The 13,935-nt window shown below is 44.0% G+C and carries 4 protein-coding genes; all 4 read left to right on the top strand.

Going from position 1 to position 13,935, the window contains the following annotated elements; all coding sequences use genetic code 11:
- Positions 1-42 precede the first annotated feature (42 nt).
- The 4 genes from SM122_RS06585 (at position 43) to secY2 (ending at position 13,927) form a co-directional block, all read left to right on the top strand.
- Positions 43-6,522 (top strand): accessory Sec-dependent serine-rich glycoprotein adhesin, encoded by a 6,480-nt coding sequence (locus tag SM122_RS06585; protein ID WP_324737908.1) that lies wholly within the window; start codon positions 43-45, stop codon positions 6,520-6,522.
- A 197-nt stretch (positions 6,523-6,719) separates the two neighbouring features.
- Positions 6,720-11,294, top strand: a complete 4,575-nt coding sequence (locus SM122_RS06580; RefSeq protein WP_324737907.1) for an accessory Sec-dependent serine-rich glycoprotein adhesin — start codon at positions 6,720-6,722, stop codon at positions 11,292-11,294.
- A gap of 186 nt (positions 11,295-11,480) precedes the next feature.
- On the top strand, positions 11,481-12,485 hold the full coding sequence (locus SM122_RS06575) for a sugar transferase (protein WP_070665694.1): 1,005 nt from the start codon (positions 11,481-11,483) through the stop codon (positions 12,483-12,485).
- 224 nt (positions 12,486-12,709) lie between these two features.
- Positions 12,710-13,927, top strand: a complete 1,218-nt coding sequence (gene secY2, locus SM122_RS06570; protein WP_155170302.1) for an accessory Sec system protein translocase subunit SecY2 — start codon at positions 12,710-12,712, stop codon at positions 13,925-13,927.
- The last annotated feature ends 8 nt before the right edge of the window (positions 13,928-13,935 follow it).

Here is a 13,935-nt window from a genome sequence, read left to right as displayed (position 1 = left end):
ATTAGTGTATAATAACTCGATATCTAAATTTAAGGAGCGAACATGTTTTTTAAACGTTCGAAGGGTGATTTTCGTGAAACGGAGCGAATCACGCGTTATAAATTAATCAAATCAGGAAAGAATTGGGTACGGGCATCTGTATCTCGGTTAGGCCTATTTCGTGTCATGCGAGGTGGTGTGGATGAAAATATCGTGGTTCAATATGAAGCATCATCATCTTCTATGCCTAAAGATCTGGTCAAAGGGATGGTTGTGCTAGGAGCTCTTGCTGGAGCGACAACCGTTGCCAATCCAGTATTTGCTGAGGAAAATGAGATGAATGCGACTGTTGGGTCTGAAATCAGCCCATCGACCGGTGTAGCGGGTTCGGATAGTCTTGTCTTGGGGACGACCTCTATCACAGATTCTGTATCAGCCAGTCAATCTATCAGTGAATCTATCTCATTTTCAGAGTCGGCTAGTGACAGCCTTTCTTTATCTCAGTCGGTTTCTTTGAGCGAATCACATGTTGTTAGTCATTCAGCGAGTCAGTCCACATCAGAATTTGCTAGTAGCAGTCTCTCAGAGGACGATTCAATTCACAGGGCTACTCCTGAAACGAGTGAGAAAGAAGCAACGACTCAGACCACTCGCTCGGAAGACCATGTGAAGCGTCTGCAAACTTTGGCTTTGGATTTATACACCTATCGAGCGCGAGCTTTGGAAATCCCGGGGACCGCATCTGCAATTGAGAATGGAGATCTGGCCTTAGAGGCTATTCGAACTGGCTTGTCTAATCCGGCAATTCAAATCGATGCCGTGGAAAGCCAAGCAAAGATTGCTCGCAATCGCTTGGCCAACGCGGTGCTGCGCGCGACATCTGGTCAGCGCGACCCTCGAAATGGGAACCGTATTGACACAGATACGAGCCTCCGTGCGCCTCAATATAATTCAGGTCCTGCCAACAATGCCTTGATTTCTGTGTATAACTCTGATTACATCAATCAGGTTTATAATGTTGTTGAAACCAATCCTACACGAAATAATATTAAGAGCATTGGCTACGCTTCTGGTAGCGATCGTGTGAATGGCATTTATGTTCCGCAAACATCGGCCTTGAAAAATAGTGCAGCTGTTTTTAATATCGTGGGGACTGTTGGGCAGACAGAGGTCGTAACGCCTGGGAACATTTATAATCTTTCTTTTGTAGTGACTAATACGGCTAAGCAGTCAGTGACACGTACGCTTCGTATTCAGGTTTTGCCACAAAATGATGGCATTCGAAACCCGATTACGGCTGTGACGACAGCGACTTTTGTCAATGATACTACTAACTTGGCCCAGGCTGAAAAAGAGAAGATTTGGGAAGCGTTTAAGACTGCTAACCCCAATATTGCCACTTCAAAGGACTTTAAATCTTATTCGGTTTCATCATCTGGTGTGGTGACTATTACTTATAAAGATAACACCACAAATGATGTGACTGCTCCTGTTAAGCGCCTAGCAGCACCGATGGTTGAGACTCGCTTACTAGAGAAAGCCTATACTCAGACACCTGTAACGGTGACGGGGGCTGAGCCAGGGTCTGCTGTTGTTTTGTACAATAATGATGATGAAATCGGAACAGCAGTGGCGGATGCGTCTGGACAAGCGATCGTAACACCGAATGTTCCCTTACAGACGGGTGGAGTAACAGCTAAAGCACGGATCATGTATGGTGATCACGCGGTTTATTCTGATGCCAGTAATATGGTTGCTGTAACAGATGCCACACGTCCTGAAGTGACGGCTAAGTTAACTGTCAATGGTGTGGAACCGAAATCAACCCCTCTTGAGGGTGGTGGGAAGAATTATACCATTTATGCTGGTGATGATGCAGTTGTGACTTTTACAGCTACTGATGACAGTGGCAAGTTGAAAGAAATGAAAGTCGTTGCACGAGCAGATTTGAACGACAATGCCTTGAACGGCAATTTCTTTGGTAGTAGCCAGTATGGGACAGGTGATATTGCTCCTATCACGGGAGATATTACGGCTACCAGTGCAAACCCTGCAACCATCACAACGACCATTCATTTGAAGGATGATCTTTACCATACCTACCGAAATACATGGCAACGCAACGTCGCGGCTATTGACAATGCCTCCAATATGAACCGTCCAAACGGTTTGGGTGAGATTCGGATTACCCAGGGGCGTCTCGCTGATCGTACGCCAGGTGTGGCGCCGACAAGCACTATTCAGGTGACGAGTCTAACTGCATTGACAGATGCAGATAAGAGCAAGGTGATTGCAGCTGTGTCGGCTGTTAATCCAGAGGTGGCTAACCGCATTAAGGCCTATACGGTTAATAGTGATGGTACAGTCACCATTACTTATAAAGATAGTACGACCAATGTCGTAGCTGTGAAATTGTCAGATAGCGATCATAGTCAGTCTGTCTCAAACAGTCAGAGTGCATCTACGAAGAATTCGCAATCGATTAGTCAGTCTTTAAGTACGAAGCAATCACAGAGCGTATCGACACAGCAGAGTGTTTCATTGAGCCAATCACTGAGCTCGGTTCGTTCGCGAAGTTTGTCGGCTTCACTAAGCCAATCAGCGTCGGCAAGTGTATCCGCTCAAGCTAGTCTATCTCGCAGTCAATCATTGAGCAAGGAGATTTCTCAATCTCAATCCGCTTCAACGAGTCAATCTGTATCGGCAAGAAAATCTGAATCTGTGAAGGTTTCGGAATCAGTTTCTGCAAGTGTCAGTGCCTTGCAGTCTGCTTCGGTATCAGCGAGTGCATCCAAAGTGGTTAGCCAGTCTATCTCAAGATCGACATCCGCTTCAATGAGCGCCTTTGTTTCAGTGAGTCAGTCTGCTTCAGCATTGGTTTCACAGTCAGTATCGGAGTCACTAAGTCAATCTACTCGTGAGTCGGCTTCAAAATCAGTGAGTCAATCGCAGTCTGAGTCTGCATCAGTATCCCTGAGTGAGTCAGTGTCAACGTCCGAATCTGTTTCAACGTCCGAGTCAGTGTCAGCATCAGAGTCAGTTTCTGTATCTGAATCAGTCTCAGCGTCTGAATCAGCATCGACATCCGAGTCAGTGTCAGCATCTGTTTCAACCTCAGAATCAGTGTCGACATCCGAGTCAGTGTCAGCATCCGAGTCAGTTTCAACGTCTGAATCAGTTTCAAGTTCTGAATCGGTGTCGACATCCGAGTCAGTGTCAGCATCTGTTTCAACCTCAGAATCAGTGTCGACATCTGAGTCGGTTTCTGTATCTGAGTCATTGTCAGCGTCAGAATCGGTGTCAACATCTGAGTCAGTTTCAATATCTGAGTCAGTTTCAATATCTGAGTCAGTGTCTACATCTGAGTCTATATCAACATCCGAGTCAGCGTCAACATCTGAATCAGTGTCGATATCCGAGTCAGTTTCAACATCTGAGTCAGTGTCAACGTCGGAGTCCGTGTCGACATCTGAATCGGTTTCAATGTCTGAGTCCGTGTCGACATCTGAATCGGTTTCAATGTCTGAGTCCGTGTCGACATCTGAATCGGTATCAACCTCAGAGTCAGTCTCTACTTCAGAATCGGTTTCAACATCTGAGTCCGTGTCGACATCTGAATCGGTTTCAACGTCTGAGTCCGTGTCGACATCTGAATCGGTATCAACATCCGAGTCAGCGTCAACATCTGAATCGGCGTCAACCTCAGAGTCAGTATCTACTTCAGAATCGGTATCAACCTCAGAGTCAGTATCTACTTCAGAATCGGTCTCAACGTCTGAATCAGTGTCGATATCCGAGTCAGTTTCAACATCTGAGTCAGTGTCAACGTCTGAGTCCGTGTCGACATCTGAATCGGTTTCAATGTCTGAGTCCGTGTCGACATCTGAATCGGTGTCAACCTCAGAGTCAGTATCTACTTCAGAATCGGTATCAACCTCAGAGTCAGTCTCTACTTCAGAATCGGTTTCAACGTCTGAGTCCGTGTCGACATCTGAATCGGTTTCAACGTCTGAGTCCGTGTCGACATCTGAATCGGTCTCAACATCCGAGTCAGCGTCAACATCTGAATCAGCGTCAGAATCAGTGTCGACATCCGAGTCAGTATCGACTTCAGAATCGGTGTCTACATCCGAGTCAGTTTCAACATCTGAATCGGTGTCTACATCCGAGTCGGCGTCAACATCAGAGTCAGTTTCAACGTCTGAATCAGAATCAGAATCCGTATCAGCCTCTGAATCAGTATCAACGTCTGAATCGATTTCTACCTCAGAATCAGTGTCTACATCCGAGTCAGTCTCAGCCTCAGAATCTGTTTCTACATCTGAGTCTATATCAACGTCTGAATCAGTATCGACTTCAGAATCAGTCTCAACATCCGAATCAGTGTCTACGTCCGAATCGATTTCAGTATCCGAGTCTGTATCAACATCTGAATCGGTGTCAACATCCGAATCAGTATCTACTTCAGAGTCGGTGTCTACGTCTGAGTCATTGTCAGCATCCGAGTCAGTTTCAGCGTCCGAATCAGTATCGACATCAGAGTCATTATCAGCGTCAGGATCTGTTTCTACATCTGAGTCTATATCAACATCAGAGTCGGTTTCAGCTTCTGAATCCGTCTCAACGTCCGAGTCAGTTTCAATTTCTGAATCGGTGTCAATATCCGAATCGGTTTCAGCGTCCGAATCAGTCTCAACGTCTGAATCGATTTCAACCTCTGAGTCAGTATCTACTTCAGAATCGGTGTCTACGTCCGAGTCAGTTTCAACGTCTGAATCAGCATCAACCTCAGAATCAGTCTCAACGTCTGAGTCGGTGTCAACATCCGAGTCAGTATCGACATCAGAGTCGGTGTCTACGTCAGAATCGATTTCTACCTCAGAATCAATATCAACGTCCGAGTCAGCGTCAACCTCAGAATCAGTGTCTACGTCCGAGTCAGTGTCAGCATCAGAGTCAGCGTCAACATCAGAGTCAGCGTCAACATCTGAATCGGTGTCTACGTCCGAGTCAGTGTCAGCATCAGAGTCAGCGTCAACATCAGAGTCAGCGTCAACATCTGAATCGGTGTCTACGTCCGAGTCATTGTCGGCATCCGAGTCTGTATCAACGTCTGAATCGGTATCGACATCCGAGTCGGTTTCTGTATCTGAATCAGTGTCGACATCCGAGTCAGTTTCAAGTTCAGAATCTGTATCAGCATCCGAGTTGGTGTCTACCTCTGAATCGGTTTCAACCTCTGAATCGGTTTCAACATCTGAATCAGTGTCGACATCCGAGTCTGTATCAACGTCTGAATCAGTCTCAACGTCCGAATCAGTTTCAGTAAGTCAATCAGAATCAGCCTCTGAATACACTTCAACATCAGTAAGTCAATCAGTATCAACCTCTGAATCAGCATCTACATCTGAATCGCTGTCAACATCCGAGTCAGTTTCAACGTCTGAATCAGTGTCGACTTCCGAATCGGTGTCAACATCTGAATCGGCCTCAACGTCCGAGTCAGTTTCAACGTCTGAGTCAGTTTCAACATCAGCATCAGTATCAGCAAGCCAATCAGCGTCATTAAGCACATCAGCATCTGAGTCAGCAAGCGTATCAGTGAGCCAATCAGCATCATTGAGCACATCGGCATCAGCATCAGCATCTGAGTCTGTATCAACGTCTGAATCGGTGTCAACCTCGGAATCAGTTTCAACGTCTGAATCAGTCTCAACATCTGAATCTGCATCAACCTCAGAATCAGTATCAACCTCAGAATCGGTATCAACCTCAGAATCCGTCTCAACGTATGAATCAGCATCAACGTCCGAGTCAGTTTCTACCTCTGAGTCAGCATCTGCGTCCGAGTCAGTATCAGTTTCTACCTCTGAGTCAGTGTCTGCATCAGAATCGGCATCTACTTCAGTTTCAGTTTCGACATCAGAGTCGGCGTCTACGTCCGAATCAGCATCTGCATCTGAGTCAGTGTCAACGTCTGAATCGGTATCAGCATCAGAATCAGTGTCAGTGTCTGAATCGGTTTCAACATCAGAATCAGTGTCAACGTCCGAATCGGTTTCTGTATCTGAATCCGTTTCTACGTCCGAGTCAGCGTCAGCCTCTGAATCAGCATCAACGTCTGAATCAATCTCGACATCTGAATCATTGTCAGCATCGTTGAGCAGTTCAGTATCTGAAAGCCAGTCAGTCTCTACTTCGGTTTCAGTTTCGACATCAGTCTCTGCATCAGCGTCAGCATCATTGAGTACCTCTGCACCTGAATCAACTTCAACATCAGTAAGTACTTCAGTTTCAGTGAGTCAATCACAATCAGGATCAACATCTGGTAGCGGTTCATACTCTAACTCAATGAGCCAATCAATTTCTCATTCAGAGTCATTGTCTGCATCAGAATCAGCAAGTGGATCACAAAAACACAGCCAGTCTGTAGTGCTTCCAAATACTGGCGAAACAGGATCTGTAACATCAGCTCTTCTTGGGGTTGTTACAGGGTTAGCTGGAATTGCTGGACTTATCCGACGTAAAAAGAAGGGGAAATGATCTAGTAGGAAATATCATTTTTTTCGAGTGAATCTCATAGGAGATTCACTTTTTTACTAGTAGAATGAAGTGTTTTTAATGTGTTACAAAAAAATTTGAAAATTAAACGATAATATATAAGTTTTTTGTAGCAAATTACTTGAATCTACGTAGTATTCCTGTATAATTAATAATGACAACAATGTAAGGGGAATATCATGCAATTTAAGCGTTCAAAAGGAAACTTTCGTGAAACAGATCGTGTCGTACGCTTCAAATTAATTAAATCAGGAAAAAATTGGCTTCGGGCATCAACAGCTGCTCTAGGCCTCTTTCGCGTGGTGCGTGGGCAAGTGGAGGAGACCATCATTGCCAACGTACAGCAAGATCAAATAGAAAGTCAAAAGAATAACCAAGCCTTCTTAAAAGGTTTGATTACGGTAGGGACTGTTTTTGGTGGTGCTGTGCTTGCTACGACTACTAAGGCGGAGGATGCAACATCACTTGCACCAACGGTTTCTGAGACAAAAGAGGAAACCTTGGCAGAAGTGGATAGTGTGGTCTTAGCAAAAACTTCAAGCCAGCCTTCAGAATCCATCTCTGTTTCAGAATCGACTAGTTTTTCTACATCTGTGAGTGCATCTGCTTCGATCAGTGAATCTACGTCTTTGTCCTTGAGCGAAGTTGGATCAACTGCATTATCAACGGCACTTAGTGAGTCTGCTCAAGCTCTAGAGTCAGAGGTAGTTGTTGAAGAGCCGACTAGTTTAGAAGAAGCTGTTGTTTTGGAACAAAATACTTCTGAAGCTGAATTGCTCAAAGAAATTGCAGGAAACTATGCATCTAAAATGACGGACACTGAGCGTCGAGCAGTGGTCGAAGCGGTCATTAACAAAGTGCAGGCCGAAGTGGCTGCAAGTAATAACTTGATCCATACCAATGCCAGTGCGCAAGCTTATGCTGACCAGCGCGATCGTTTGGAGAAAGCTGTCGATGAGATGATGACGACCTTGACAGCTGCAGGTTTTGTGGGAAATACAAATGTAGATGGGAAACCTGCGATCTCTGCTCAGTTGGCTCCCATTGCTGAGGAAACATACTTGGCTGATGATGTATTGGATATGACCCCGAACCCAGAAGATCCCAATGGTGCGAGTGTAGAAGATCCTACACTTGACACACCAGGATATGCTAAGGATCCTCATCTAGATAAAGATCTCTTAAGGTTTTCGCCTGAAGAGTTGAAAAATTTTTTAGGTGAGCCCTACACCAATCGTTATACATTTGGTATTTGGGACTTTGTGAATAAACAAGGAGAGTCACTTGGTTACTATGCGACCATGTCGATTGATATCAGTGAGATAGACCCGGAAAAGCATAAGGCAATGGATGTTTATTTCCGCATTGTTCGGAAATCAGATGGGGCTGAAATTTTTTCACAAACTGTATCTCCAGAAGGATATGGCCAAGATATTCAATTACCAAAAGAAGTACTAATTGGTCAGGCTCCCCTTGGGAACAAGGTTTTTAATTCGAAACCTACTACAGGTAATGGGACTTTTGGAATGTTGACGAATTTTATTCCGGAACAGGCTTTCTTATTCCGGAGTATTTATGATGTCATGACGCCTGAGAATCAAGGGCAATTGATTAGGACGTATCCTAGTATCAAAATTCCATCTATGATGGGACAACAATCGACCTTCTATAGAGAAGTGGACCCGAATGGTAGATGGTTCAATGGGCAATATGAACCAACGGGGAAAGAAAGATCCTTACTAGAGTATAGAATCTACGGATTGGAAGGCCAGCATTATACAGCTTCCAATCCACGCGAATTTCCTGGTTATGTACAGGTCCCAGCGCACACCGTGTTCCCGAATCGTAAAAGTGGGGTGTTCGATAATAGTAAGAATGGGAAATCAAGAATTGAACTATTAGGGGATGCGCGTGAGCATTTCATTAAAAGTGAAGTTGTCACCCTTAATCAAAATGGTGATTATTCTCTTCGCTACTATGTTTTAGATCCTTCTAAAATCCATGATGTTAGTAGTGGTGATGTAGGCAATACTCAGGTAACCGATGTATATACACTTGTTTATGAAAAAGAATTTAAACAAGATAGTACGGATAAGCTTTCAGATTTAGGTGGAACTCGTAAAGTTGAAAGTAAAAACAAGGACTATTTTCTGAATGTCACACCAAGACGAATAGATTACCAACATTTTGAGTTGGATATTACAGGTTGGTTCTCTAGTAAGGAGACAGTTACTTACACTGATGAAAAAACAGGAATAGAATATACTGTTCCAAAACCATTCACGGAACTTCCAAAATCGGCCTACCTCGATAAAAATACGACCATGGTCGTTGGAGAAGATGCAACACCTCAAGGAGCAGATGGTTTTTCCAACTTCAAACAAACGATCAAAAAAATAGTAGATTCATATCCCTTAACGAGTGTGAATTATTACTATCGGAAGATGACACCGTCAGAATCTGCTTCACAATCTCAAAACTTCTCGATTTCAACTTCAGAGTCACTAGTTTCAGAATCCATTTCATCTTCTCAATCTGTTTCGGTCAGTGAGTCCGTTTCCTTGTCACAAGCATCTAGCTCAGTCACTCAGTCAGATTCACAGGTTTCAACCTCGATTTCCTTGTCACAATCTGTATCGACAAGCGAATCCAACTCGTTGGTTCAGGAATCGATTTCAGCAAGTCAGTCGGAATCTTTGGTTCAAGCCTCGGTCTCTGCTAGCCAGTCCGATTCGTTAGTTCAGGCCTCAGTCTCTGCTAGCCAGTCCGAGTCGTTAGTACAAGAATCCGTTTCTGCGAGTCAATCGGAGGCTCTAGTCCAAGCGTCCGTATCTGCCAGTCAGTCCGAGTCATTGATTAAAGAATCCGTTTCTGCCAGTCAGTCAGACTCCTTGGTTCAATCGTCGGTTTCAGCAAGCCAGTCTGAGTCGTTGATTCAAGCATCAGTTTCTGCAAGTCAGTCAGAGTCACTGGTTAAAGAATCAGTTTCTGCAAGTCAGTCAGAGTCACTGGTTAAAGAATCAGTTTCTGCAAGTCAGTCAGAGTCACTGGTTAAAGAATCAGTTTCTGCAAGTCAATCGGATTCACAGGTACAGGCCTCAGTTTCTGCTAGTCAATCAGACTCGCTGGTTCAGGCATCTGTATCGTCTAGCCAATCAGAATCCTTGGTTCAAGCCTCCGTTTCCGAAAGCCAGTCAGAATCCTTGGTTCAAGCCTCCGTTTCAGCCAGTCAGTCAGAGTCGTTAGTTCAATCGTCGGTTTCAGCAAGTCAGTCAGAGTCATTGATTAAGGAGTCAGTATCTGCCAGCCAATCAGATTCGTTAGTTCAAGCATCCGTTTCCGCAAGTCAGTCCGAGTCATTGGTTCAGGAATCAGTATCTGTCAGTCAGTCAGACTCGCTGATTCAAGAATCAGTTTCCGCGAGTCAATCCGATTCGCTAGTTCAAGAGTCGATTTCAGCTAGTCAATCTGAGTCCTTGATTCAAGCATCAGTTTCCGAAAGTCAATCGCAATCTACTTCTGATATCGAATCTAAGTCTCAAATTACAGAATCTATGTCCTTTTCTCGTTCTGATTCAATGAGTCAGTCGGAATCGCAAGTATCGACTGATTTGCAATCAACATCATTGAGTCAATCAGAATCGTTGGTGCGAGAGTCAGTTTCTGCGAGTGAATCGGAATCATTGGTTCGGGAGTCTGTATCGGCCAGTCAATCAGAGTCGCAGGTTCAAGTCTCAGTATCTGCTAGCCAATCAGATTCGTTGGTTCAAGCATCTGTATTGACCAGCCAATCAGAATCACTAGTTCAAGAGTCGATTTCAGCTAGTCAATCAGACTCGTTAGTACAAGAATCCGTTTCGACAATTCAATCCGACTCCTTGGCCCAAGCATCCGTTTCTACTAGTCAGTCCGAATCGTTGATTCAGGACTCCGTTTCAGCGAGTCAATCCGATTCGCTAGTTCAAGGGTCGATTTCAGCCAGTCAATCAGAGTCGCTGGTACAAGAATCAGTTTCTGCCAGCCAATCAGACTCGTTGGCTCAAGCATCTGTATCGGCCAGTCAATCCGATTCCCTGGTTCAGGAGTCTGTATCTGCCAGTCAGTCAGACTCGCTGATTCAAGCATCCGTTTCAGCAAGTCAATCCGAATCCTTGGTTCAAGCTTCGATTTCTTCAAGTCAATCAGATTCGTTAGTTCAAGCTTCTGCCTCAACAAGCGAATCAGCTTCAACTTCTCATGTCGTAGCTGCATCGCAGGTTTCAGAGTCTGGATCGTTCTCGCGATCAGTTTCAGAGAGTCTATCTGCTTCACAATGGGCATCTCATTCAGAATCTCTAGCGTCAGCCTCGCTATCGAAGTCTGACTCCTATAGCCAATCAACTTTTTCTGCAAGTGAATCTACTTCAACGTCCATGCCAGTGTCTGAGTTTCCTTTGACGAGTGTCTCAGAATCTATGAGCGCATCATCGACAGAGAGTCAATCCCTATCGCATGAAGCTTCTGAATGGATCAGTGTGTCTTATGCGTCAAGTTTCTCTGCTATGACCAGTCCTTCGGAGTCTGTCGTGTCTTCATCAAGAACCTCTCACTCAGAATCTCCATCAGATGCAAGCTCGCTAAGTGCGACGCATTCTTCAGGACCTGCTCTTCCAGAGACAGGAGCCCATCCTTCAAGTAATATCCTTGCTACGGTAGTTTCCATTCTTCTGTCTGGATTAGCCCTTTTAGGAATCCGGAAAAAAGATGGCAAATAGAACCTTAAAAGACCGGAATGAACCGGTCTTTTATTGATCTAGAATGTCTAAGAAGTTGTGAAATATGTTATAATGAATGAGGAAGTTTTCGTTGAAGGGTATGAAAAAGGTTGCTTTGTGAAAGCTCAGTTTGCCTTCATATCTTCAGGAAATATGGGACAAAAAAAGAAGAGTCAGAGGAAAGAGATGAAAATCCATTTTACAAATTTATTTGGGCAATCTTCAAAAAGTGTTGCTCTGATGGCACAAAACGATATTATGAATGTCGTTCGCGAGCTTGGGGTCAATGAATTAGGGATCTACTTTTATGATCATAGCAATGAACCAGCTAGTGAATTGAACTCGCGAATGGATGGGATTTTAGCAGGCGTTGCTTTTGGGGATATCGTCTTCGTTCAATCTCCTTCTTGGAATGGAATTGAGTGGGACCGCCGTTTGGTTGATAAGTTAAAACTCCTTCAAACCAAGCTGGTCATGTTTATCCATGATGTTCCACCACTCATGTTTGAGAGCAATTATTACCTAATGCCTAACTATATCGACATGTACAATCAGAGTGATCTGGTCGTTGTTCCGTCAGAGCAAATGTACCATCGTCTAGTATCAGAAGGGCTCACAGTGAAAAAATATGTGGTCCAAAAGTTGTGGGATTTGACCCACAGTTTGGATCTTTACACTCCGCAATTTGAGAAAAAACTGATCTTCTCAGGAAATCCTTCACGTTTCCCACATATCATCGATTGGAAATATGAGACACCCCTTCATGTCTATACCGAACCAGTTGAAGGAGTCGATTATTCTAAGATCCATATGGAAGGCTGGCGGACTAAGCAAGAGTTGCTTCTCGAGCTTTCCAAGGGTGGTTTTGGGCTTGTCTGGGGAAATTCTGAGAATCCTGAGGATGAGCGGGATTACTACAAAGAAAATATTTCCTACAAACTATCGACTTATCTATCTGCAGGTCTTCCGGTAGTAGTGCCAGACTATTTGTCAAATGCAGACTATATTCGAGAAAAAGGGCTCGGCTTTGTAGCCTCCAGCCTTGAAGAAGCCAATCGTTTGGTCCAAGACTGTACAGAAGAAGAGTATGCCCAAATGGTCCGAAAGGCTCAATATACTTCTTATTTGATCCGTAATGGCTATTTTACGAAGAAATTATTTGTCGATACCATCATGGCTTTAGGAGAATAATATCCAAGTAAACAAGATTCTTCAGATAAACATCTGAAGGATTTTTTGTTGAATACGGTACCAAATGGGGAAATTGAAATATTATCAAATATTAGTGACAAATGAGTTTGGAAAAGTCGCAAATTATGGTAAAATAAGTTGAGATAAAATGCTCTAAAGGCACATATTTAAAGGCTGTTTCCCTGGTGGAAGAGTCAAAATGAGTAAGAGAAAGTTTAAAAGAAATGTTAAAACAATCTGAAGTAGGAAAGAGATTTTGTTGGACGATATTTTTCGTCTTTATTTATGTTTTGGGAAGTAAAATTTCCCTGCCTTTTGTTGACTTATCAAAGGCCTTGAGACTCAACGAGGGAACGACAACGGGCTTGCAGCTCTCAAGCGCTGTGATGGGGGGAAACCTCCGTGGGATGTCGATCTTTTCGATCGGTCTATCCCCATGGATGTCTTCCATGATTTTGTGGCGGATGTTTACCGTTTCAAAACGCTTTAACCTCGAAAAAACCAGCACGGAGATTGTGGAGCGGCGAAAGATGTACGTGACCTTGGCGCTCGCTATTGTCCAGTCTTTGGCAGTGGCCATGTATCTCCCCTTGAAGACAGGATTGAACCCCGGGCTTGTCATTGCGGTCAATACCATGATTATGGTAGCCGGAGCCTTCTTTTTAGTTTGGCTCTCCGATCTAAATGCCGCTTTGGGGCTTGGAAGTTCTGTTGTGATCATGATGGCTGGGATGGTTATGTACCTGCCAGAAGACGTGATGCAGACCCTTTCAAATGTTAATAATATCCCAGAAATCGCTTATGTTCTGGGCGTGATTTTCATCTTGATTTTTGTCTATGTGGCAGTCTTGGTGGAATATTCCAAGTACCAGATTCCTGTCAATAAATTAGGGATCCACAACAACTTGAAAAGTTATACTTTTTTGGATATCAAGCTTAACCCGGCAGGAGGGATGCCCTTCATGTATGCCATGACCTTGGTGTCCATTCCTCAGTATGCTATGCTCTTGATCTTGTCAATGGATTCCAATGCCAAGTGGGCTGCTCGTTTAGCCAAACACTTGGTGATGGGAGATCCGATTTGGATCCTTCTTTACATTCTGATGATCGCCCTTCTCTCTTTTGCTTTTGCCTTTGTCAATGTGAACGGAGAAGAAATTGCAGATAAGATGATGAAGGCTTCCGAGTATATCGATCATGTCTATCCTGGAGCAGATACACGTCGCTATATCAATAAAATTGTGCTACGCTTGACGGTTTTTGGGACCTTGTATCTGATCCTCTTCACGGCGCTTCCTTTTTCTCTCTTGTTATGGGATAAAGATCTCTTGCGCTTGACCATGATTCCAGGAACCTTCCTCATGTTTGTCGGGATGATTTACAATATCCGAGAAGAAATTCGTGCCCTTCGTGTGAATCAACGTTATACAAGAATATTCTAGGAGTAACC

This window comes from Streptococcus gingivalis, assembly GCF_035544715.1.
GTDB lineage: Bacteria > Bacillota > Bacilli > Lactobacillales > Streptococcaceae > Streptococcus > Streptococcus gingivalis.
Note: the sequence above shows the minus strand (reverse complement) of the source record. Positions and strands in the feature narration are given on the sequence as shown.